Origin of the sequence: Mycobacterium sp. NPDC048908 (assembly GCF_043197955.1) — a bacterium.
Taxonomy (GTDB): domain Bacteria; phylum Actinomycetota; class Actinomycetes; order Mycobacteriales; family Mycobacteriaceae; genus Mycobacterium.
In genome coordinates this window covers 515460-537227 of the sequence record NZ_JBICUE010000002.1, presented here as the reverse complement: position 1 = coordinate 537227, position 21768 = coordinate 515460, and the positions used below count along the sequence as shown (strand labels likewise).

Sequence of the window (21768 nt, the reverse complement as noted above, 5' to 3'; positions counted from 1 at the left end):
TCAACGCGTTGCGCCGTGCCGGGCGGCTTCCTGCGCGAGTTGTACCCGCGAGGTGAGTCCGAGTTTGGTGTAGACGTGAGTGAGGTGGGATTGGACGGTGCGCGGTGAAATGAAAAGCCTGGTGGCGATGTCGTTGTTGGCGAGGCCTTCGCTGACCAGTCGGACGACGTCTCGCTCGGTGGGCGTGAGTGATGCCCAACCCGTCGTTGGGCGTTTGCGTTCGCCGCGACGGCGTTGTACGTATCCGACGGCCTCATCGGTAGACAACCCCATTCCCCCAGCCCATGCGGAATCGAATTCGCTGTCCCCCAGGGCTTCCCGGAGCGCGGCTATCGAGGCGTCGTGGACGCCGTCGAAAATTTGGAAGCGGGCCTGAGCGTTGCGCTGACGGACACCGGCCGCGGCGCCGTAAAGCCGCGCCGCTTCGTGGTGTCTGCCGGCGACGCCGGCAATCAACGCGTGAATCTCGAGGTTGTCAGGAACCCCCCCATTGGCCCCGATCGAGGCGGCGATTGCGAGCGCGTCATGCGCGTCTCGATCTGCCTCTTCTGGTTGGCCTTGCGCAATCGCGATGCCGGCGCGGACGGTCAGTGCAAGGGACAGGTGAAGACCGGATGTCGTGGCGACGATGTGGTCGATCTGGTGCCGTGCCGAGGCCAGATCGCCGTGTGCCAGCGACGTCTGGGCTAAAAAGATGTTCCAGATCGCCATCATGTTGGGCTGCACGGCGATGTGGTGCCAGCCCGCCGCAATCGCTTCGTCGGCCGCGGAGACGTCACCCGCCGCGAGGGCGGAGGCGATCAATGCGGCGTGGGCGAGACCGGAGTAGAACTCGGGGAGGTCGGCGGCGTCATCGATGGCGGCAGTGGCCGCCTCGCGGGCCGCGGTGGCCATCCCGTGGTGAGCCAGCGCCAGGGCCAGCATGAACAGCGCCGAGCACCTCCAGACCACATCGTGGGCCGCGTCGGACTCCGCGGCGACCTCGCGCAGTTGTTCAACGGCGTCGGCCACGTCACCGGCCATCAATTGGGCGATCCCGACCGCCCAACGGCACCGCCGAGAGACGGTCCAGTCACCGATCGATTCGGCGAGATCGCGCCCCTCTTCGGCGGGAGCCAGGATGGCCGCCGGTTCGCCGGTCGTGATCGCTCCCAATGCCTGCCAGCCCAGGATGTCGCTGAGCCGCCATGCGTCGCCTATCGAGCGAACCAAGCCGATCGTCTCCGCGAAATACGATCGGGCCACCTCGGGGTCGTAGACGGCGCTGGCGCAGCAGGCGGTCAGGGCGCGCGCCACCAAAGCCGGATCATCGACTTCGCGCGCCACGGCCAAAGCTTCGCGGGCTTGTTCGAGACGGCTGGTGGCGCCCGTGTACGCATCGAGCACCGCGTAGTCGGCCAGCGCCGCAGCGCGCACCGCCGGGCGCATGTCGGCCGAAACATTCAACGTCGTTTCGAACCATGCCAACCCTTCCCGAATCCGGCCCCGCAGCACCCATAGCGGCTGCAGCGACGATGCCAGTTGCAACGCGCGTTCGACATCCGAGTTCTCCCGGCTCCACCCGAATGCCGCCCGCAGGTTGTCGATCTCAGCGTCGACTCGCGCGAGACGCTGCTCGTGGCCGATACTGGTCAAAGTGTCGAGCACACGCGCCATTGCCGTGTAGTAATCGCAATGGCGGCCACGCACGACGCGGGCCTCGCCGGAGTCACCGAGCTTCTCCGAAGCGTACTGGCGCACCGTCTCCAGCAGTCGGTATCGCGTTGAACCGTCGGTACTTTCGGCTACGACGAGAGACTTGTCGACCAGCAGGCAAAGGAGATCGAAAACCTCGAAGGGCTCGATGTCGCCGCCGCAAGCCACCGCCTCGCCAGCATGCAGATCGAACCCGCCCATGAATACGGCCAGCCGGGCAAAGACGATCCGTTCCGGCGTCGTCAGCAGCTCATGCGACCAGTCCACCGATGCCCGAAGCGTCTGCTGGCGGCGCACTGCGGTGCGCGCGCCGCCGGTCAACAGCCGGAAGCGGTCATGTAGGCCGTCGCGGATCTCGCTCGGCGAAAGGACGCGGACTCGCGCCGCGGCCAGCTCGATGGCCAACGGCAGCCCGTCGAGTCGACGGCAAATCTCCTCGACGATCGCCGAATTGTCTTCGGTGATCCGGAAATCGGGACGGACCTGACGTGCGCGGTCGGTGAACAACTGGATCGCCTCATCGGTCAGTGACAGCGATGGCACGCGCCAGCTCACCTCGCCGGGCACGCCGATGGGCTCCCGGCTAGTGGCCACGATCGCCGCCCCCGGGCAACTGGCCTGCACCGCGACGACCAATTCCGCACACGCGTCCAGCAGGTGTTCGCAGTTGTCCAACACCAACAACATCGGTCGGTCACCGACAAACCGCGTCAGTGTGCCCGCGGTAGAGGCGCCCATGTGGTCGGGCAATCCCAGCGCCCGGATCACCGCCAAAGACACCAGATCGGGATCGGTGATCGGCGCCAGATCGACCCACACAGTGCCGTCGAAATGGTCGCTGGACCTCGCCGATATCTCTACCGCGAGGCGGGTCTTACCGATACCGCCAGCGCCGGTGAGTGTCACGACACGGCTACCTGCCACGAGCCGACACACGTCGTTGATGTCGGTCTCACGTCCCACAAAACTGGTGAATTGCAATGGGAGATGGTGAAAGTCAACACCTTTCCGTGTCCGCAGTGGAGGGAACTCGTTGCGGAGATCGGGATGACAGAGCTGCAACACGCGTTCTGGGCGCGGGAAGTCGCGCAGTTGATGTGAACCCAAATCAATCAACCAGGAAGCGGGAGGCAATCGATCGACAACCAGATCTTCGGTGACTCCTGTCAGAACGGTCTGCCCACCGTGAGCCAGATCCCGCAATCGGGCGGTGCGGTTGATGGTCGTGCCCATGTAATTCCCATCGTCACGCAACTGCACCTCGCCGGTGTGTACGCCGACGCGCAGCCGGATCGGAGTCAGCGGCGCCCGCTGTAATTCCAGGGCGCAGGCCACCGCATCACTGGCGCGCGCGAAGGCGATGACGAGACTGTCCCCCTCGCCCTGCTCGACGGGCCGTACACCGTGATGGGCCGCGCCCGCATCGCAAACGACGCGATCCAACCGCGCGATGGCGGCCGTCATCTCCTCCGGTTGGCTCTGCCACAACCGCGTCGAGCCCTCGATATCGGCGAGCAACAGCGTCACCGTCCCCGTCGGACGCAGCAACTCCCCCATGTCAACGCTCCAGTCCGTTGCGCTCATGGTAATCAGCATCGACCGTCACCGACCCGCGAAACATCAGCGAAACCGCGTAGACATCCGACATTGCGGTGCCGGTCTGCGACACCACGCGGCAGTCATTTACGCCTTTTCACCGACGATCCCGCGGCCGATGACACCGCATTCTCAACTCGTACCGTCCCGAGGAGACCACAATGACGATCGACACCAGCCCACAGGGCGGCTGCCCACCCGCGGTGACAGAACTGGACCGGGAAGCGGCCAGAGCAGCGATCAGTGCGGTGGCGAAGCGGTTCGCCGCACTGCTGCGGGGCATCGACAACACCAAGCACCCCGCCAGAGGCACCGCCTGGACGGTCGGCGAGACCGCTGCCCATGTCCTTGTCGTCATCAACGCCTTCAGCGCGGCGATCGACGGGCAGCCGCAAGCGCTGGTGGCGGACCAGATTCCAGATGCAGACTTCCCGACTCGACTGGCGGCCTGCAATGCCAGCACCATCGCCATGGTCGACCACAGCGACGCGGCACGGATCGCGGAGATGATCACCGTTGCGACACAACGTTTTCTGCGACTCACGGCGGCGGCCCATCCGGACCAGGAATGTGCAACGCCGTGGTATGGCCGTGGCCGGACCCGGACCGTGGACTGCCTCATCGCACTGGCGCTGGGAGAGCTGACCGTGCACGGACACGACATCGCGACCGGAACAGGCCGGCCGTGGCACATTCCCACCGAGCACGCGCAACTCATCGTCGGCACGGTATGCCCGAACATGTCACCCCTGACCGTCCGATCCGACGCATGCCGCGGCGCATCGGTGGTCTACGAGATCCGACTGCGCGCCAACGGCCCCCGGTATGTTCTCGAGGTCGCCGACGGCAAGGTCGAGGTTCGGCCGGCAGGGGAACCGGTCGACTGCGTGATCTCGGCGCGTCCCGTGACCTTCCTCCTCGTCGCATACGGGCGGTTACCTCTGTACCGAGCGTTCATTCGCGGCGGAATTGTGTCGACGGGCCGTCGTCCGTGGCTCGGCCTTCGTTTCAAGGCACTGTTTTACAACCCGTAGCTCAGCGCGTTGCGCTGTCGCGCAGTTGCCCTGTCAAGCCAAACCTTTCGATGAGCGTCAGCCAATCCCCTACGGAGACCACATACGCCGGACGTTGATTGCTTCTCGGCACATCCGCAGGCCAGGAGTATCGAAACTGCGGCCCGACAACGTCGAGACACCCGATGGTCAGTGGCTCCACGCCAGGAACCCCGATGATGACACCCGCGATCGCGGGATGGTGATGGGTACTGCCGTCGGCGCTGCCGACACTGTCCGGCTGGAAGGTCGCCGGTGTCGCAGTCACCTCGGTAAGCAGCGCCGAGGCCCTGAGCACATCGCCGTCCGGGTCGATCACTCGGATCGCATCGTCGTCCACGTCGAGGAGCAGGCTCGGCTGCGAGCGTGATCGCTGTAGCTGGGCGTGTTTTCGGAATCCGAACGGCCCCACCTCCTCGGCCAGGTACGGGTTGGGGAACAGCAGACAACGCGTCGGCTCCTGCGGTGAAGGACCGCTGCTTCGGCTGCCCATCGCGAGTAGCTCGTCGAACTCCGCGGCCCACAACCACGCGTCGACGCCGGCCACGGGCTGCGCATCGAGCCGCGTCGAGGCGCCAATCCGACTATCTCGCCCGCCAAGGACTAACCGGTCTGGGCCCGACCGCAAGTGAAGCGCCACGCCCATCGTCGCCCATGGGCCCAGTTGTGCGTGCGCGAACGGAAAAACAATTCCCGGCCGTTGTTCGACGGTGAGGCCATCTCCCGTAACAGCTATGAGGACTTCACGCCGCGACCGCCACCACAGATAGGCCGGCCAAGCCAGCGAACCCAATACAACGATCGCGATTACTACGCCAAGGCCCCACGACATCCACGGCCGCAACGATTTGACCATCGGTCAAAGCGAAGACCGCTGCCGCCAGCACGCCGTACACGGCGTAGAAGATTCCCTTGCGCGTCCCCGCGAAGAAGTCATTCACCTGGGCGGAGATGGACGGCGAGAATGCGACAAATTGCCGCGACACCGCCGATTCGTCACTGACACTCACGCCGAGAAGTATCCGGTAGAGAGCGCCTACCGAACCCAACAATGGGTTCGGCGATTTGCCGACTCCGAGCCGTCCTTGTTCCGGCATGCTCCTAGGGTGCTGCTTCTCAGCCGGATGATCGGTCAGGACGTCCTTGATCCGGACGGCCAGTTGGTCGGCCGCCTTCGCGACCTGGTGGTGAACCTCGGCGATCACGCAGGATCTGGGCGGGTTGATCGGATAGTGGTGCGACGGCGCCGATCCGGCGACCTCCTGGTCCCGTCGACGGCGCTTCAATCGATTCAGCACACCGTCGTCACCCTCGCCGAGGATCCTGACCGCTTCGCGATTCGATCGATCGAAGATGCGTTGGCTCTCGACGAAATCCTCTTGGGCCGTGATGTTTTGGATACCCAGGTGGTCGATGTCGCAGGACAGCGCCTGGCCCGTGTCGCGGACGTGGTGCTTGCCCGCGGCACCGACACGCAGCTCGAAGTGGTCGGCGTCGAGGTCGGATTCGGCGCCGTGCTGCGGCGGTTGGGCTTGGGCCGGTTGACAACACGGGCCCGCGGCGACGCGGTCGCGTGGACCGATCTGCACCTCACTTCCGAACGCGGACATACCGTGCAACTCGCCACGCCGAGGTCTGCCGTGCACCTACTCGACGCGCGTGGACTCGCCCTTCTGATCAGCCGCCTCGACACACAGTCGGCACCCGAGATTTTGGGCCCGCCAAGGGCCCGGATGTCGCGGCGCAGGTCGTCGCCGCGAGTCATCGAGTGGTGGCAGAACGAGTCCTGCGGGCGATGCCCGACACGGTGGCGGCCGACATCGTCGCCGCGCTGCCCGCCGAGGACGCGACACATTGGCGCGAGCGCCTCGCACGCGCACCTGCGTTGGGCGGACGGCGGTTGCTCCGATCTCATGTGTGGCCACGTCGCAGGCACAGCCCGACGGGTGCGGATCGGTGAAGACCAAGGGTTTCACCGTCGGTGCGCTGTTGGCGGTGGTCGGGCCCGGTCTGCTCGCAGGTCTGTCCGACGACGATCCCGCGGGCATCACGACGTACTCAGTGCTCGGCGCCGACCACGGCTATCAGCTCCTGTGGGTGCTTCTGCTGTCGACCGTCGCGCTCGTGCTGTTTCACGGGCTCGCCGCCCGGATGGGTGTCGTCACCGGCCAGGGCCTGATCGGTCTGGTCCGCCAGCGCTACGGCGTGCGGCTCGGCGGAGCAGTCCTCGCCACTCTCGTGATCGCCAACATCGGCACAACGTGTGCCGAATTCGCCGGAATAGCAGCAGGTTTCGAGCTCTTCGGGATCAGTCGTTACGCAAGCATCCCGGCCGCAGCAGCAGTCGTTTCCTTCCTGGTACTGCGCGGCAGTTTCCACCGGGTCGAGCACGCGTTGCTGCTCGTGTCCACGGTGTTCCTCGCCTACCTCGCCTCGGGCATCCTGGCTCACCCCAACTGGGCCGCTGGTCCCGACCATGCCCGTCAACGCCGATGCCATCGCGATCGTCACCGCCACCGTAGGCACCACCCGCGCGCCGTGGGGACTGTCCTTCATTCAGTCGTACGCGGTGGACAAGAGGCTGCGCACTGAAGACTTGCCGCTGGAACGCATCGACGTGGTGACAGGCGCGGTACTCACCGGGGTCATCGGCTTCTTCGTGGTCGTGGCCTGCGCGGCCACCCTGCACCGTGACGGCCGTGCGATCAACGACGCCGCGGATGCCGCCGTCGCGCTGCAACCGCTGGCGGGGAATGCGGCGGCGACACTGTTCGCGGTGGGTCTCATCGGAGCTGCGCTGCTGGCCGCATCGGTCCTACCGCTGTCGACGGCGTATTCGGTGTGCGAATACGCAGGCGTCGAGGCCGCACTCGACGACCCGTACGACGAGGCCAAGACGTTCTACGTGACGTACGGAGTGGTCACCGCGCTTGGCGCGCTCGTCGTGCTGATACCGAACGTCCCGCTGGTGACGATCCTCGTGTCGACCCAGGTGCTCAACGCGGTGCTGCTGATCCCGCTGTTGTTCGCGATGATCGGCCTCGGTCGCGACAGCGATCTGATGGGTCGCTTCGCTGTCGGCAGGGCGGGCATCGCGGTATACGGTCTGACCGCCGGGGTGGTGTTGCTGTGTGTGGCGGCACTTGCAGTCACGTCCCTGATGGCCTAGTGGCCGGGTGTCGTCGTTAGGCTGTGCGCCATGGCTGCTGACATCGTGCCGATCCGGCTCGCCCTGACCAAAGGCGACCTGTACACCCTGTGGGCTCCACGCTGGCGCGATTCAGGTGACGAGTGGGAGGCGTTCCTCGGCAAGGAGGAGGACCTCTACGCATTAGAGTCGGTCGCCGACCTGGTGGCATTCGTGCGGACCAACACCGACAACGACCTGGTCGACCATCCGGCCTGGCAGGCGCTGACCGAGGCGAACGCGCACACGCTCGATCCTCAGCAGGATCGCCAGTACGACCTTGTCAGCCTCGAAGAACTGGTCGCGGAGAAGCCCAGCGAGGAGACGGTCAAGGAACTGCACCGCACCCTGGCGATCGCGTCGTCCATCGGCTCGGTGTGTGAGATGCCCGCGGTCACCAAGTTCTTCAACGGCAATCCGGTGCTCGGCACGGTCGGCGGGGGTATCGAGGCGTTCGCCGGGCGCGCCGGCCGCAAGCGCTGGGCCGAAATCGAGTCGGTGATCGGCCGCGGCTGGGACAACGTGGTGGATGCGATCGACGCGATCGTCACGATCCCCGACGTCGACGAGGCAGCCTCGGAGAAGGCCGCAGCCGAACTCGCCGAGCCTGCACCTGAACCAGAAGAAGTCGAAGAACTCGACGACGTGACCGACACCGAGGCCGACAGCGACGACACCGAGGCCGACACCGAGGCCGAGCAGACCGACGATCTGGCCGACCACGCCGAAGGACTGGTGCTGGGTAGCGACGACGATTTCTGGCTCAAGGTCGGCATCGATCCGGTGCGGATCATGACCAGCGCCGGCACCTACTACACGTTGCGTTGTTACCTCGACGATGCGCCGATCTTCCTGGGCCGCAACGGGCGCGTCAGCGTCTTCAGCTCGGGCGGGGCCTTGGCGCGTTACCTCGCCGACGAACACGACCACGACCTGTCCGACCTGGCCACCTACGACGACATTCGCACCGCGGCCACCGACGGCTCGCTGCGGGTCAATGTGCACGACGACAACGTCTACGTGCTGACCGGCATCGTCGATGACCTCGCCGACGGGCCCGACGCCATCGACCGCGACCAGCTGGAGTTGGCCGTCGAATTCCTCAGGGACATCGGTGAATACTCCGAGGACACCACCGTCGACGAGACCCTGGACGCCGATCAGCCGCTGGGCCACGTGATCGCCTATGTGCTCGACCCCGACACCGTCCAGCGGCCGAACGCGCCCTACGCCAAGGCCGTCCAGCAGTGGGAGGCGCTCGAGGCGTTCGTCGAGGCGCGGCTGCGCCAGGAGTAGCACCGCCCAGCCCAGCCCGCCGCGATGAGTCCTCGGCCCGGCGGCGGTCTGTATCGGTTATGACATTGCCCAGCACTCCCACCGTCCGTTCCGTCACCGTTCCCGGCGCCCGCCTGCGTTACGAGATCCGGGGCGGCGGCCCGCTGCTGCTGCTGGCCGGATCGCCGATGGCGGCCGCGGAATTCGCGCCGCTGGCCGACGCACTGGCCGCCGACCGCACCGTCGTCACCTTCGATCCGCGCGGCTACGCCAACAGCCCGGTCGACGATCCTGACGCGCCGTCGAGCGTCGAGCAGCGCGCCGACGACGTCGCCGCGATCCTCGCCGAGCTGGGCGCCGAATCGGCCGACGTGTTCGGGTCCAGCGGAGGCGCTGTCACCGGTCTGGCGTTGGTCGCCCGGCATCCCGGACGCGTGCGCACGCTCATCGCACACGAACCCCCGCTGCTGGAACTCCTACCCGACGCCGCCGAACAGCGAGCCGCCACCGAGGCGATCATCGACACGTTCCACCGCGACGGGTTCGGCGCCGCATGGATGCAGTTCATGCGCAACGCAGGATTCGACGTGTCGCCCGGTGACGCCCCGTCGTCGCCCGGCGAACCGTCAGCCGACGAGATCCGGCAGAGCGCCCGGTTCTTCGAGATCGACCTGCGTCCGACGACACGATTCGCGCCCGACATCGACGCTTTGACGAACAGCCCGTCACGCGTCGTGATCGGTGTCGGCGTCGACTCCGGCCGGCTGCTCTCCTACCGAACCTCGGTCGCCGTGGCCGACGTGCTCGGTGTCGCGCCGGTGGAGTTCCCCGGCGATCACGGTGGATTCATGGCGGCGCCAACCGAATTCGCCGACACGCTGTGCACTGCGCTCACGTGGCCGCCGCGAGCAGAAGGCTAGCCCACCAGGACCGCGAAGCGCGGCTTGATCACATCGTCGATGATCGAGAGTCGTTCGTCGAACGAGATGAACGCCGACTTCATCGCGTTGATGGTGAACCGCTGCAGATCGCTCCACCCGTAGCCGAACGCCTCGACCAGGCGCAGCATCTCCTGGCTCATCGTGGTGTCGCTCATCAACCGGTTGTCGGTGTTGACGGTGACACGGAACCGCAGGCGGGCCAGCAGGTCGAACGGATGCTCGGCGATGCTGTCGACGGCGCCGGTCTGCACATTCGACGACGGGCACATCTCGAACGGAACTCGCTTGTCGCGCAACAGTGCAGCGAGCCTGCCGAGGTGCGCCGTGCCGTCGGGTCCGACAGTGATGTCGTCGACGATCCGCACTCCGTGGCCCAACCGGTCGGCCCCGCAGAACGCGATCGCCTCGTGGATGGACGGCAGGCCGAACGCCTCGCCGGCGTGAATCGTGAAGCGCGCGTTGTTGCTTCGCATGAACTCGAACGCGTCCAGATGCCGTGTCGGCGGATAGCCTGCCTCGGCGCCCGCGATGTCGAAGCCGACCACCCCTTTGTCGCGGAACCGGATGGCCAACTCCGCGATCTCCCGCGACCGCGCCGCATGCCGCATCGCGGTGACCAGGCAGCGCACGGTGATGCCACGGCCCTCTGCGCTGGCGGCTTTCTCACCATCGGCGAACCCGGCCAGCACCGCGTCGACGACCGCGTCCAGCGACAACCCGCGGTCGATGTGCAACTCGGGTGCGAACCGGATCTCCGCGTACACGACGTTGTCGGCCGCCAGATCTTCGACGGATTCGTAGGCGACCCGGTGCAACGCCTCCGGTGTCTGCATCACCCCGACGGTGTGCGCGAACGGTTCCAGGTAGCGCTCCAGCGAGCCGCTGTGCGCTGCCGTGCGGAACCACCGCGCGAGCTCGTCGACGCCTGTGACGGGCAACTCCTCGTAACCGGTGGTCTCGGCCAGCTCCAGCACCGTCGCCGGCCGCAAGCCACCGTCGAGGTGGTCGTGCAGCAGCGCCTTGGGCGCCTGCCGGATCGACTCGAGGGTCAGCGGAGTGGTCACGAGACGATCCGATCGATGATCAATGGCCGGTCCGGCGGCGCGGCGTCGCCGACGCTCCACGCGCTGTCGAGTTCCGACATCGCGCCCTCGAATCGCTCGGGTGTGTCGGTGTAGAGCGTGAACAAGGCCTCGCCCGCGGCTACGGGTTCACCTGGCCGTCGATGGATGCGCAGCCCCGCGCCGTACTGAACCCGCTCACCCTGGACGGAGCGGCCCGCACCGAGCCGCCACACCGCCAGACCCACCGCCATCGCGTCGATGAGTCCCATCGTGCCACCGCGCGGCGCGCTGATGGTCTCGGAATGTGCACCGATCGGCAGCGGTCGGGACAAGTCGCCGCCTTGCGCGGCGACCAACTCGCGAAACCGGTCCATCGCCGAACCATCCTTCAGCGTCTGCGCAGGGTCCGTCCCGTCCAGGCCCGCCGCGTCCAGCATCTCGGCGGCCAGCGCCAGCGTCAGCTGCACCACATCGGCGGGCCCGCCGCCCGCGAGCACTTGAAGGGATTCCTCGATTTCGACAGCGTTGCCGACCGTGCGGCCCAGTGGCGTCTCCATGTCCGTCAGCAGCGCGCGGGTCCTCAGCCCCTCGGCGGTACCCATTTCGACCATCGTGGCCGCCAGTTCGCGCGCTTCCGCTTCGGTCGCCAGGAACGCGCCGCTGCCGACCTTGCTGTCGAGCACCAGTGCCCGGGTGCCTTCGGCGATCTTCTTGCTCATCACCGAGCTCGCGATCAACGGCAACGACTCGGTGGTGGCCGTGACATCGCGCAGCGCATAGATCTTGCGATCGGCCGGCGCCAGCTCACCGGCTGCGAAAATCGCCGCGCCGAGGTCGCGAAGTTGTTGCCGGATCTGGGTTTTGGGGATCTCCGCAGTGAACCCCGCGATGGACTCCAGCTTGTCGAGGGTGCCGCCGGTGTGCCCGAGGCCGCGGCCTGCCGCCTGCGGAACCGCTGCGCCGCACGCCATTACGACGGGCACCAACGGAATGGTGATCTTGTCGCCGACCCCGCCGGTGGAATGTTTGTCCACCAACGCCAATGGCTTGCCGTCGCGCCGCAGATCCGTGAAATCCAATCGCTCACCGGAGTCCACCATCGCTGCCGTCCAGCGGGCGATCTCGGCGCCGGTCATGCCGCGCAGGTAAATCGCCATCAACAACGCCGACATCTGTTCGTCGGCCACCGTGCCGTTGGTGTAGCCGTCGATCACCCAGTCGATCGCGGCGTCCGACAGCACGCCGCCGTCGCGCTTGGTCCGGATGACCGTCGGAGCATCAAAGGGATGCGACATCGGACCACCGAGCATCAAAGGGATGCGACATCGGACCACCGAGCATCAAACGGATGCGACATTCGACCACCGAGCATCAACCGGCACCGGCGTTACGTTACCGGTGACGGGTCGCGCGCCGGTGGCGCTACGCGCTCACGTGCTTGTGGCTCAACGAACTCGGCGCATCGGGGTGGGCACCCTCGTCGATGCCGATCGCCAAGCGGTCCACCAGTTCACCGCCAAGCCACGCTCCGACGCTGGCCACCACCACCCCGACGAAGCTGCAGGCCAGCGCCAGCGGTTTGGGCTCCCAACCGCCTGCGTTCAGCCGCAGCAGCCAACTGACGGCGAACAGCACGAGCACGACGACGTTGATCAGCCCGTGTAACAACCCGATCCGCTTCGCGCGGGTGTCGGCAGGGATCTTCAGGTAATCGATCAACCCGAACGGCGCCGCGAGAAGGCCACCGATGATGCCCGCAGCGATCGCATACGCGGCGGCCACGGTGAATCCGGGCCTGTCATTGATCAGATAGATGATGTCGAACACGACGGCGGTGGTCAGCAAACCCACTGGGTAGGTGATCAACATCGGGTGCACCGGATGCCCTGCAAGCTTTGCCCGACTTGTCATCGCAGCCTCCTCACACACATGCGGGACAGCTCGGGGCTACCCGGGTGCGGCCGCCTCAAACGGGTTGAATGCGGAGCCGGTCACGGCGTTTCTTCGTGCGCGGGTTCGTTGACGCGGGCGAGGTCCTGCGGCCCGAACGCGTCGGGAAGCAACACGCTCAACGGCCGAGGGCCAAGCGGATGATCGATCAGCAGTTCGGGCCCGCCGTGCTCGAGAAGCACCTGCCGACAGCGCCCGCACGGCATCAGCACCTCGCCCGTCGCGTCCACGCACGACAGCGCCACCAGCCTGCCGCCTCCGCTGGAATGCAGTGCGCAAACCACAGCGCACTCGGCACAGAGACCTAGGCCATATGAGACATTTTCCACATTGCAGCCGGCCACCAGCCGGTGGTCGTCGACCAACGCGGCCGCGCCGACGGCGAACCCCGAATACGGCGCATAGGCGTGCGCAGAAATCTCAGTTGCCTTGTGCCGCAACATCTTCCAGTCGACTTCGGATGTCATGCCAACCTCGCAGGCGTCGATTCTGAATGCATTCCGAAACCGGCCGCCATTCACGGCGGTTCGGAATAGGTAACCCTAAGTTTCACGTTTTTGACCATGTAGACGGCTAAACCGTAGTTCGTTTAGCTGTACAACTGGGTTTAGAGTCGCCCCGAGGTTTGGGCAGGTTCTTCTCAGCCGAGCCGGATATCGCCGCCGGTGCGGCTCCGATGCCCAAGCGTCCACCGATGGCGTTGGAGGCCAGATGAGTACTGCGACATCCGCCGGCCCGGCAGTGCCGGCCCCGCTACCGCAACCGTCGCGCAGACGTTCCCTCTACCGCGGTGACCCAGGCATGTGGTCCTGGGTGTTGCACCGCATCACCGGGGCCACCATCTTCTTCTTCCTGCTGGTGCACGTGCTGGACACCGCGCTCGTGCGGGTCAGCCCGGAGGCCTACAACGACGTCATCAACACCTACAAGACGCCGATCGTCGGCTTGATGGAGATCGGCCTCGTCGCGGCGGTGCTTTACCACGCCCTCAACGGAATCCGGGTCATCCTCATCGACTTCTGGCAGCACGGTCCGCGCTACCAGCGGCTGATGTTGTGGATCGTCGCGGGCGTGTGGCTCGCGGTGATGATCCCCGTGCTCGGCGTTATCGGCATGCACATGGTGGAGCGATTCCTATGACAGAAACAGCATCGGGAGACGCCGCGGGAGCCCAGTGGACCCCGCACCACCGCGAGGGTCGGTTGGCTCCCGTCCAGGAGAAGGAGCACGACCGGCCGGCCAGCCTGGACCACCCGAGAGCGCCGCGTCGCCCGAGGGGCATCCCGTACTTCGAGAAGTACGCCTGGCTGTTCATGCGGTTCTCCGGCGTCGCCCTTGTCGTGCTGGCACTGGGCCACCTGTTCATCGGGCTGATCTGGGACAACGGCGTGTACCGGATCGACTTCAACTACGTGGCGCAGCGCTGGGCATCGCCGTTCTGGCAGATCTGGGACATGGCCCTGCTGTGGCTGGCGATGGTGCACGGCGCCAACGGCATGCGCACCATCATCGGCGACTATGCCCGCAAGAACATCACCAAGTTCTATTTGAACTCGCTGTTGTTGCTGGTGACCGGCTTCACGCTGGTGCTGGGCACCTATGTGTTGGTGACCTTCGACGCAAACGTCTCGTGACGTCAAAAGGAAAATGAGCTCCTCATGATTCAAGAACATCGCTACGACGTCGTCATCGTCGGCGCAGGCGGCGCAGGTATGCGCGCGGCAGTGGAGGCCGGACCGCGGGCCCGCACCGCGGTGCTGACCAAGCTCTACCCGACCCGCAGCCACACCGGCGCGGCGCAGGGTGGCATGTGCGCGGCGCTGGCCAACGTCGAAGAGGACAACTGGGAGTGGCACACCTTCGACACGGTCAAGGGCGGCGACTACCTCGCCGACCAGGACGCGGTCGAGATCATGTGCAGGGAAGCCATCGACGCGGTGCTGGACCTCGAGAAGATGGGCATGCCGTTCAACCGCACCCCCGAGGGCCGCATCGATCAGCGCCGGTTCGGCGGCCACACCCGCGACCACGGTAAGGCACCCGTGCGCCGGGCCTGTTACGCCGCCGACCGCACGGGCCACATGATCCTGCAGACGCTGTACCAAAACTGCGTCAAACACGATGTCCAGTTCTTCAACGAGTTCTACGCGCTGGACCTGGCGCTGACCGAGACCGCAGCGGGCCCCGTCGCGACCGGCGTGATCGCTTATGAGCTGGCGACCGGTGACATCCACGTGTTCCACGCAAAGGCCATCGTGCTGGCCACCGGCGGCTCCGGCCGGATGTACAAGACCACGTCGAACGCGCACACGCTGACCGGCGATGGGCTCGGCATCGTGTTCCGCAAGGGACTCCCGTTGGAGGACATGGAGTTTCACCAGTTCCATCCGACAGGCCTTGCGGGCCTTGGCATTCTGATCTCCGAGGCGGTCCGCGGCGAGGGCGGCATCCTGCTCAACGACGAGGGTGAGCGGTTCATGGAGCGCTACGCCCCGACGATCAAGGACCTGGCGCCCCGCGACATCGTGGCCCGTTCGATGGTCCGCGAGGTGCTCGAGGGCCGCGGCGCCGGACCGCACAAGGACTACGTCTACATTGACGTCCGCCACCTCGGCGAGGACGTGCTGAACACCAAGCTGCCCGACATCACCGAGTTCGCCCGCACCTATCTGGGCGTCGATCCCGTCAAGGAACTGGTGCCGGTCTACCCGACGTGTCACTACGTGATGGGCGGGATCCCGACGACCGTGAGCGGTCAGGTGTTGCGCGACAACACCACCCCGCTGCCGGGTCTCTACGCGGCCGGTGAATGTGCCTGCGTGTCAGTTCACGGCGCCAACCGTCTTGGCACCAATTCGCTGTTGGACATCAACGTTTTCGGGCGCCGGGCGGGCATCGCCGCGTCGAATTACGCACTGAGCCATGACCACGTCGATCTGCCGTCCGATCCGGCGGGCATGGTGGTCGGTTGGGTGGGCGACATCCTGTCCGAGCACGGCAACGAACGCGTCGCCGACATCCGCACCGCGCTGCAGCAGTCGATGGACAACAACGCCGCGGTGTTCCGCACCGAGGAGACGCTGAAACAAGCATTGACCGACATCCACGCGCTCAAGGAGCGGTACGCCCGGATCTCCGTGCACGACAAGGGCAAACGCTACAACAGCGATCTGCTGGAGGCGATCGAGCTCGGCTTCCTGCTCGAGCTCGCCGAGGTGACGGTCGTCGGTGCGTTGAACCGCAAGGAATCCCGCGGCGGCCACGCCCGCGAGGACTACCCCAACCGTGACGACACCAACTACATGCGGCACACCATGGCCTACAAGGAGGGCAGCGACCTGCTGTCCGACATCCGGCTGGACTACAAGCCGGTGGTGATGACGCGGTACGAGCCGATGGAACGGAAGTACTGAGATGAGCGCACCAGCTGTCGACACCACCGAGGGCGCCGCACCGCCGGTGCCCGAGGGCGCGGTGATGGTCACCCTGAAGATCGCCCGCTTCAACCCGGAGGCCCCTGACGCCGCCGGTTGGCAGAGCTTCCGCGTCCCGTGCCTGCCCACCGACCGGCTGCTCAACCTGCTGCACTACGTGAAGTGGTATCTGGACGGCACGCTGACGTTCCGGCGGTCGTGTGCACACGGCGTATGCGGCTCCGACGCAATGCGGATCAACGGCGTGAACCGGTTGGCGTGCAAGGTCCTCATGCGCGACATGCTGCCGAAGAAGCCGGGCAAGCAGCTCACCATCACCATCGAGCCGATCCGCGGGCTGCCCGTCGAGAAGGATTTGGTGGTCAACATGGAGCCGTTCTTCGACGCCTACCGTGCCGTCAAGCCGTTCCTGATCACCAGCGGCAATCCCCCGACCCGCGAACGCATTCAGAGCCAGACCGACCGGATGCGCTACGACGACACCACCAAGTGCATCCTGTGCGCGTGCTGCACCACCAGTTGCCCGGTGTACTGGAGCGAGGGTTCGTACTTCGGGCCTGCCGCCATCGTCAACGCGCACCGGTTCATCTTCGACAGCCGCGACGAGGGCGCCGCCGAGCGTCTGGACATCCTCAACGAGGTCGACGGCGTGTGGCGCTGCCGGACCACGTTCAACTGCACGGAGTCCTGCCCGCGCGGCATCCAGGTGACGCAGGCCATCCAGGAGGTGAAGCGCGCGCTCATGTTCGCGCGTTAGTGGTTTCGGCGCTCGGCGGCGAGCGACCTCGAAATGCCAACTTTGTGCGGCGTGTCGCGGACAAACACGGTCGCTCGGGGGCGGCGTCACACATCGGCAGGCTGTCTCGTCTAACGGGTATGACCGAAAACCACCAGAAAACCCGCATCGCTCCCGTCCCGCCCAAGCAGGCCGGCCTGCTGACCCGCGTCATGTACCGGGTGGCCCGGCGCCGGTTCGGCGAGGTGCCCGAACCGTTCACCGTCGCGGCGCACCATCCGCGCCTGCTGGTGGCCAACGCCGTGCACGAGACGCTGCTCGACTCGGGATCCAAGAAGCTGCCCAAGAACGTTCGCGAGCTCGCGGTGTTCTGGACCGCCCGCACGATCGGCTGCTCGTGGTGCGTCGACTTCGGCGCCATGCTGCAGCGGCTCGACGGCCTGGACGTCGACCGGCTCAAAGACATCGATGACTATGCGACGTCACCGCGCTACACCGACGACGAGCGCGCCGCCATCGCCTACGCCGACGCGATGACGACCGATCCGCACACCGTCACCGACGAACAGGTCGCCGACCTCCAGAGGCGCTTCGGCGACGACGGGGTGATCGAGTTGACGTATCAGATCGGTGTGGAGAACATGCGCGCGCGGATGTACTCGGCGCTGGGCATCACCGAGCAGGGCTTCAATTCCGGTGACGCGTGCCGGGTGCCGTGGCTTACCGACGATCAGCAAGCGGCGACGCAGTGAACTTGTCCGGGTTCGCGACATCCCAGATGGCGCAGACCTTTCCGTCGCGCACCGACATCGCGGTGATGCGGGGCATCAACGCGGGATAGCCCTCGCGGGCCGGGGCGCCTTCGGTGTAGGTGCCGACCTGACCGTTGATCAAGGCCATCTGGCCGCCAGCCAACCAGTTCGGCCCGTACCTGTGCGCCAGGCCGAACAAGAACCTCGCGACTTTGTCGGGTCCGCGGATGACCCTGGCCGCGGTCGGCGACTTGCCGTTGGAGTCACCCGTGAACGTGACATCCGGATGGAGCAGGCGCACAACGGCGTCCATGTCGCCTGCGGCCAGCGCCGCCATCAGTGAGCCGGCCACCTCGTTGTGGGCCTCGTCGGCCACCGGAGGCGGCGCGGATGCCACCGCCCGCCTGGCGCGCGAAGCCAACTGCCGGGCCGAGGCATCGCTGACGCTGAGCACCGACGCGATCTCGGTGAACGGCACGCCGAAGCCGTCGTGCAGGACGAACGCGACCCGCTGATCCGGCGTCAGTCGCTCGAGCACCACCATCGCCGCGAACCTGGCATCGTCGGCGGCCACCACCGCGGCCAGCGGGTCGTTGCCGTCGAAGCCGGTGACCACCGGTTCCGGCAGCCACTCGCCGACATAGGTTTCGCGCCGCTTGGCGGCCGAGCGCAACCGGTCCAGGGCCAGCCGGCTCACCACCGTGGTCAGCCACGCCCGCAGATCGTTGACGGTCTCCGATGCGCCGTCCCACCGCAGCCACGCATCCTGCACGACGTCCTCGGCGTCGGCGACGGTGCCGGTGAGCCGATACGCGACGGCCAGCAGGTGCGGACGCAACTCCTCGAACTCGTCGACCCGCGTGCTTGCGGTCATGTGACGAGTTTATGGCTTGGTGAAACGCGGGTAGTGCGCGACGACCGCAGCGCCGTCCGACCGGGGATCCGATGCCGCGGTCATCGAACCGCTGCCATCGACGAATACGACGTTGGTCTGGCCGAGATTTTCGGTGTGCGCATCGACCTTCGCCGGGACCAAGCCTGCGCGCTCGATGGAGGTCACCGCCTCGGGCCGCAGATCAGCTTCGGCGAACACCGAATCGCTTGTGCCGCCGTCCACCTGGAGGCCGACGACGGCGCGGGGCGCGCTGACCGCGGCCTGTGCGGCCGCTCCCGCGAGCGCACGCAGCAGCACCTGCGCGAGGATCTGCGGCTGGCCCTGCCCACCCATCGTCGCCAGCACGTGCCGCGGTCGGCGCCGATCATCGGTCGTCATCACCGGCATCAGGGTGTGGGCGGGCCGCTTGCCCGGCGCTATGACGTTCGGCGAGGCGTCGTCCAACGAGAAGCTCGTGCCCCGGTTGTGAAACAGAATTCCGGTGCCGGGGTCGATCAGACCCGATCCGAACGCGTGATACACGCTCTGAATCAGCGACACCGCGTAGCCGTCACCGTCGGCCGCGGCCACCCCGACCGTGTCGCCGTTCGGCACCCGCGCCGGACCAGGCTGCGGCGCTCCGATGTCGGCCACCTCGTCGAGCCCCTTGTGCACCAGCGCCTCGACGTCCACGTCGACGTGCCGCGGATCGGCCAACTCCGACGCGCGTAACGCGTTGCCGCGGTGGAAGACACGCATCAACGCGCCGAGTCCCTCACCGAGCGGGTCGGTGATGCCCAATTCCTCCACCGCGCGCAGGGCGCGCAGCAGCAGGAATCCGTGAGTGTTGGGCGGGCTTGTCAGCACCGTCACGCCGTCGAAGTCCACCGAGATCGGAGCCACCGTCTCGGGCTGGAACGCGGCGAAGTCGTCGACGGTCAGCGCGGAACCGTGCGACCGCAGATATCGGACCGACTCCTCGGCGAGTGCACCCTGATAGAAGACGTCCGGACCCGCGTCCCGCAGTTCCTCGAACGAATCTGCCAGCGCGGGCTGCACGAAGGCGTCGCCGGCTTGCAGGCAATGACCGTGGGGCCGAAAGACCCGGTCGAAATCCTCGCTGCCGTGCAAGTCGGCGTTTTCGGCGTCGGCGATGTGACCGGCCAATGACGGCGCCACCGCGACGCCGGCCCTGGCGGTCGCTTCGGCCGCACGCAAGGTGTGCTCCCACGACAGCCGAGCACCGAAGCGCCGCAACGTCTCCCAGCCGCGGATGCCGCCGGGCACCGTCACCGCGTCGGCACCACGCGCGGGCAACCAGCCGCCGTGTCGCGCCCGCAGACCCGCGACATCGGTGGCAGCGCCTGCCCAACCGGATGCGTTGACACATTGGACCGCGCCATCAGGAGTGCGCACCAGCGCGATGAGATCACCGCCGAGCGCGACGTTGTGCGGATACACGACGGTGAGCACCGCTGCGGCGGCGATGGCCGCGTCAATTGCGTTGCCGCCGTCGCGGTATGCGCGCATTCCGGCGTCGGTCGCCAACGAGTGAGGGCTGGCGAGCGCTCCGGTGAACGACGTCGACGGGCTGGACACGTGGGAAAGGCTCCTTGCTAGATGGTGGACAGAAACGCCCTGGTTCGCTCGTGCTGTGGGTGGCCGAACAATTGGTCAGGCGGGGCGTCCTCGATGATCCGGCCGGCATCCATCACCACGATGCGATCCGCCACCTCGCGGGCGAACCGCATCTCGTGGGTCACGACGATCATCGTCATGTTCTCCTTCGCGAGTTCGCGCATCACCGCGAGCACCTCGCCGACCATCTCGACGTCCAGCGCACTGGTCGGCTCGTCGAAGAGCATGACCTTCGGTCGCATCGCCAGCGCCCGCGCGATCGCCACCCGTTGTTGCTGGCCACCCGACAACTGGCTGGGCCTGGATTCGGCCTTGTCCGCAAGGCCGACCCGCGCCAACAGGGCCAGTGCGTCCTGACGCGCCTTCTCCTTCGGCGTCCCGAGCACCCGGACCGGACCGTTCCACACGTTCTCGGCGGCCGTCATGTGTGGGAACAGGTTGAAATGCTGGAATACAAAGCCTATTTCGCGGCGGCGGCGGGCGAGTTCGCTGGTGCTGACCTTCTTCTTGCTCGCGTTGTCACGGTGACCGATCGGTACCCCGCCGATCAGGATCTCGCCGCTGTCGATGGGTTCGAGGTGGTTCAGCGACCGCAGCAACGTGGTCTTGCCCGCACCTGACGGGCCGATGAGGACGACGACCTGCCCCCGCATCACGTCCAGCGAGACCTCGTCGAGCACCTTGCGTCCACCCAGGGTGCAGGATGCCCGCCGGACCGAGACGACGGGCGCCGTCGACTCCGTGGTGGCACTCATGGTCGACTCCTTCGCGTTCGTGGTCATCCGTGCACCTGAAGGGCAGGGGCCGCAGCGCGACGGGCGCCGAGGAGCCGCTGGGTGATCCTGACCCGCTGCTCGATGCCGAGTTGGCGGGCCAGCCGGTTCTCGATGTTGGCCTGGATGAACGTCCAGATCGTGGTGAGTGCGAGGTAGTAGATCGCCGCGACGATGAAGATCTCGAACGTGTGGAAGGTGTACGAGCTGATCGACTGCGTCACCAGGAACATCTCGCTGACCCCGATCACCGAGAGCACCGATGTCGTCTTCATCATGCCGTTGAAGGAGTTACCGAGCGGCGGCACCATGACGCGCAGCGACTGCGGCACGATGATCCACCGCATCACCTTTCCGGGTTTCATGCCGATGGACGCCGCCGCCTCGAACTGACCCTTCGGCACGGAATCCAGACCGGCCCGGATGATTTCGGCGATGTAGGCGCTCTCGTTGATCATCAACCCGAGGATCGCCGCCTGCACCGCGGCCTTGACCGACAGGCCGACGAGCGATACGTCGTGGAACTGGTAGAGGCCGACGGCGGCCAGCCCGGTATAGATCAGCACCAGCTGCACCAGCAACGGCGTTCCGCGGATAACCCAGATGTAAACGCTTGCACACCAACGCAATCCGGTGAACCGTGACCGCCGCATCAGGGCGACCACGAGGCCAAGCACCGTCGCCAGAATCATCGCCACCACCGAGATCACGATGGTGAGCACCAGCCCGTCGACGAATGGCGGGCTGGGCGTTACCAGACTCTTCCAGAAGAATTGCCAGTCGAAGCGCATCAGAGTCGTC

At 66.4% G+C, this 21768-nt stretch carries 19 protein-coding genes and 2 pseudogenes; 10 read left to right on the top strand and 11 right to left on the bottom strand.

Going from position 1 to position 21768, the window contains the following annotated elements; genetic code table 11:
* Complete coding sequence (locus ACGFK1_RS07185; RefSeq protein ID WP_393427541.1) at positions 1–3279, bottom strand: LuxR C-terminal-related transcriptional regulator; 3279 nt, start codon at positions 3277–3279, stop codon at positions 1–3.
* Positions 3280–3452: 173 nt separating this feature from the next.
* On the opposite strand from ACGFK1_RS07185, the gene ACGFK1_RS07180 reads away from it, so the two are divergent.
* A complete protein-coding gene (locus tag ACGFK1_RS07180; RefSeq protein ID WP_393427540.1) occupies positions 3453–4325 on the top strand; it encodes a maleylpyruvate isomerase family mycothiol-dependent enzyme in 873 nt (290 codons plus the stop codon).
* A 1-nt stretch (position 4326) separates the two neighbouring features.
* Here the strand turns inward: ACGFK1_RS07180 and ACGFK1_RS07175 are convergent, their stop codons facing one another.
* Positions 4327–4890 carry a hypothetical protein gene (locus ACGFK1_RS07175; protein ID WP_393427539.1) on the bottom strand — a complete coding sequence of 188 codons (564 nt, stop codon included), beginning with the start codon at positions 4888–4890 and terminating at the stop codon, positions 4327–4329.
* A gap of 196 nt (positions 4891–5086) precedes the next feature.
* Positions 5087–5953: a hypothetical protein gene (locus ACGFK1_RS07170; RefSeq protein WP_393427538.1), complete on the bottom strand. Its 867-nt coding sequence runs from the start codon at positions 5951–5953 to the stop codon at positions 5087–5089.
* A 161-nt stretch (positions 5954–6114) separates the two neighbouring features.
* On the opposite strand from ACGFK1_RS07170, the gene ACGFK1_RS07165 reads away from it, so the two are divergent.
* The 4 genes and pseudogenes from ACGFK1_RS07165 to ACGFK1_RS07150 all read left to right on the top strand — a co-directional run bounded on the left by ACGFK1_RS07165 (position 6115) and on the right by ACGFK1_RS07150 (position 9725).
* The gene (locus ACGFK1_RS07165) at positions 6115–6303 is read left to right on the top strand and encodes a hypothetical protein (protein ID WP_393427537.1); all 189 of its coding nucleotides are present in this window, start codon (positions 6115–6117) and stop codon (positions 6301–6303) included.
* Positions 6261–7512, top strand: a pseudogene (locus tag ACGFK1_RS07160) (NRAMP family divalent metal transporter). The gene ACGFK1_RS07165 and the pseudogene ACGFK1_RS07160 overlap by 43 nt, the downstream one beginning before the upstream one ends.
* 30 nt (positions 7513–7542) lie before the next feature.
* A complete protein-coding gene (locus tag ACGFK1_RS07155) occupies positions 7543–8826 on the top strand; it encodes a primosomal protein (protein ID WP_393427536.1) in 1284 nt (427 codons plus the stop codon).
* A 59-nt stretch (positions 8827–8885) separates the two neighbouring features.
* Positions 8886–9725 (top strand): alpha/beta fold hydrolase, encoded by an 840-nt coding sequence (locus ACGFK1_RS07150; RefSeq protein ID WP_393427535.1) that lies wholly within the window; start codon positions 8886–8888, stop codon positions 9723–9725.
* Here the strand turns inward: ACGFK1_RS07150 and ACGFK1_RS07145 are convergent.
* The 4 genes from ACGFK1_RS07145 to ACGFK1_RS07130 all read right to left on the bottom strand — a co-directional run bounded on the left by ACGFK1_RS07145 (position 9722) and on the right by ACGFK1_RS07130 (position 13227).
* Positions 9722–10810 (bottom strand): adenosine deaminase, encoded by a 1089-nt coding sequence (locus ACGFK1_RS07145; RefSeq protein WP_393427534.1) that lies wholly within the window; start codon positions 10808–10810, stop codon positions 9722–9724. The genes ACGFK1_RS07150 and ACGFK1_RS07145 overlap by 4 nt on opposite strands.
* The gene (locus ACGFK1_RS07140) at positions 10807–12105 is read right to left on the bottom strand and encodes a thymidine phosphorylase (RefSeq protein WP_393427533.1); all 1299 of its coding nucleotides are present in this window, start codon (positions 12103–12105) and stop codon (positions 10807–10809) included. Before ACGFK1_RS07140 ends, ACGFK1_RS07145 begins: the two co-directional genes overlap by 4 nt.
* 127 nt (positions 12106–12232) lie before the next feature.
* Positions 12233–12721, bottom strand: coding sequence for a DUF2231 domain-containing protein (locus ACGFK1_RS07135; protein ID WP_393427532.1), 489 nt, complete (start codon positions 12719–12721; stop codon positions 12233–12235).
* Between the two features lie 80 nt (positions 12722–12801).
* Complete coding sequence (locus tag ACGFK1_RS07130; protein WP_393427531.1) at positions 12802–13227, bottom strand: cytidine deaminase; 426 nt, start codon at positions 13225–13227, stop codon at positions 12802–12804.
* A gap of 244 nt (positions 13228–13471) precedes the next feature.
* Here ACGFK1_RS07130 and sdhC point away from each other — a divergent pair, with 244 nt between their 5' ends.
* From sdhC to ACGFK1_RS07105, 5 genes and pseudogenes are all read left to right on the top strand, one after another.
* Positions 13472–13900, top strand: a complete 429-nt coding sequence (gene sdhC, locus ACGFK1_RS07125; RefSeq protein ID WP_393427530.1) for a succinate dehydrogenase, cytochrome b556 subunit — start codon at positions 13472–13474, stop codon at positions 13898–13900.
* Entirely contained in the window at positions 13897–14394 is a 498-nt protein-coding gene (locus ACGFK1_RS07120; RefSeq protein WP_393427529.1) for a succinate dehydrogenase hydrophobic membrane anchor subunit, read from the top strand. Before sdhC ends, ACGFK1_RS07120 begins: the two co-directional genes overlap by 4 nt.
* Positions 14395–14418: 24 nt before the next feature.
* Positions 14419–16173, top strand: a complete 1755-nt coding sequence (gene sdhA, locus ACGFK1_RS07115; RefSeq protein ID WP_393427528.1) for a succinate dehydrogenase flavoprotein subunit — start codon at positions 14419–14421, stop codon at positions 16171–16173.
* A gap of 1 nt (position 16174) precedes the next feature.
* Positions 16175–16951 (top strand): succinate dehydrogenase iron-sulfur subunit, encoded by a 777-nt coding sequence (locus tag ACGFK1_RS07110; RefSeq protein WP_393427527.1) that lies wholly within the window; start codon positions 16175–16177, stop codon positions 16949–16951.
* Positions 16952–17022: 71 nt separating this feature from the next.
* Positions 17023–17682, top strand: a pseudogene (locus ACGFK1_RS07105) (carboxymuconolactone decarboxylase family protein); the annotation flags it as partial.
* Here ACGFK1_RS07105 and ACGFK1_RS07100 read toward each other — a convergent pair.
* Genes ACGFK1_RS07100 through ACGFK1_RS07085 form a run of 4 tightly spaced genes read right to left on the bottom strand, consistent with a single transcriptional unit; the run spans position 17651 to position 21758 of the window.
* Complete coding sequence (locus tag ACGFK1_RS07100; protein ID WP_393427526.1) at positions 17651–18556, bottom strand: sigma-70 family RNA polymerase sigma factor; 906 nt, start codon at positions 18554–18556, stop codon at positions 17651–17653. The pseudogene ACGFK1_RS07105 and the gene ACGFK1_RS07100 sit on opposite strands and share 32 nt — an antisense overlap.
* 9 nt (positions 18557–18565) lie before the next feature.
* On the bottom strand, positions 18566–20155 hold the full coding sequence (locus tag ACGFK1_RS07095; protein ID WP_393427525.1) for a gamma-glutamyltransferase family protein: 1590 nt from the start codon (positions 20153–20155) through the stop codon (positions 18566–18568).
* A gap of 17 nt (positions 20156–20172) precedes the next feature.
* Entirely contained in the window at positions 20173–20976 is an 804-nt protein-coding gene (locus tag ACGFK1_RS07090) for an amino acid ABC transporter ATP-binding protein (RefSeq protein WP_393427524.1), read from the bottom strand.
* Positions 20973–21758, bottom strand: coding sequence for an amino acid ABC transporter permease (locus ACGFK1_RS07085; protein WP_393427523.1), 786 nt, complete (start codon positions 21756–21758; stop codon positions 20973–20975). Before ACGFK1_RS07085 ends, ACGFK1_RS07090 begins: the two co-directional genes overlap by 4 nt.
* Between the last annotated feature and the right edge of the window lie 10 nt (positions 21759–21768).

Excerpts from the sequence above, each read along its gene's own strand:
- ACGFK1_RS07185 (WP_393427541.1), bottom strand. The coding sequence starts at position 3,279 with ATGAGCGCAACGGACTGGAGCGTTGACATGGGGGAGTTGCTGCGTCCG.
- ACGFK1_RS07180 (WP_393427540.1), top strand. The coding sequence starts at position 3,453 with ATGACGATCGACACCAGCCCACAGGGCGGCTGCCCACCCGCGGTGACA.
- ACGFK1_RS07170 (WP_393427538.1), bottom strand. The coding sequence starts at position 5,953 with ATGTCCGCGTTCGGAAGTGAGGTGCAGATCGGTCCACGCGACCGCGTC.
- ACGFK1_RS07155 (WP_393427536.1), top strand. The coding sequence starts at position 7,543 with ATGGCTGCTGACATCGTGCCGATCCGGCTCGCCCTGACCAAAGGCGAC.
- ACGFK1_RS07150 (WP_393427535.1), top strand. The coding sequence starts at position 8,886 with ATGACATTGCCCAGCACTCCCACCGTCCGTTCCGTCACCGTTCCCGGC.
- ACGFK1_RS07140 (WP_393427533.1), bottom strand. The coding sequence starts at position 12,105 with ATGTCGCATCCCTTTGATGCTCCGACGGTCATCCGGACCAAGCGCGAC.
- ACGFK1_RS07135 (WP_393427532.1), bottom strand. The coding sequence starts at position 12,721 with ATGACAAGTCGGGCAAAGCTTGCAGGGCATCCGGTGCACCCGATGTTG.
- ACGFK1_RS07130 (WP_393427531.1), bottom strand. The coding sequence starts at position 13,227 with ATGACATCCGAAGTCGACTGGAAGATGTTGCGGCACAAGGCAACTGAG.
- sdhC (WP_393427530.1), top strand. The coding sequence starts at position 13,472 with ATGAGTACTGCGACATCCGCCGGCCCGGCAGTGCCGGCCCCGCTACCG.
- ACGFK1_RS07120 (WP_393427529.1), top strand. The coding sequence starts at position 13,897 with ATGACAGAAACAGCATCGGGAGACGCCGCGGGAGCCCAGTGGACCCCG.
- sdhA (WP_393427528.1), top strand. The coding sequence starts at position 14,419 with ATGATTCAAGAACATCGCTACGACGTCGTCATCGTCGGCGCAGGCGGC.
- ACGFK1_RS07110 (WP_393427527.1), top strand. The coding sequence starts at position 16,175 with ATGAGCGCACCAGCTGTCGACACCACCGAGGGCGCCGCACCGCCGGTG.
- ACGFK1_RS07100 (WP_393427526.1), bottom strand. The coding sequence starts at position 18,556 with ATGACCGCAAGCACGCGGGTCGACGAGTTCGAGGAGTTGCGTCCGCAC.
- ACGFK1_RS07090 (WP_393427524.1), bottom strand. The coding sequence starts at position 20,976 with ATGACCACGAACGCGAAGGAGTCGACCATGAGTGCCACCACGGAGTCG.
- ACGFK1_RS07085 (WP_393427523.1), bottom strand. The coding sequence starts at position 21,758 with ATGCGCTTCGACTGGCAATTCTTCTGGAAGAGTCTGGTAACGCCCAGC.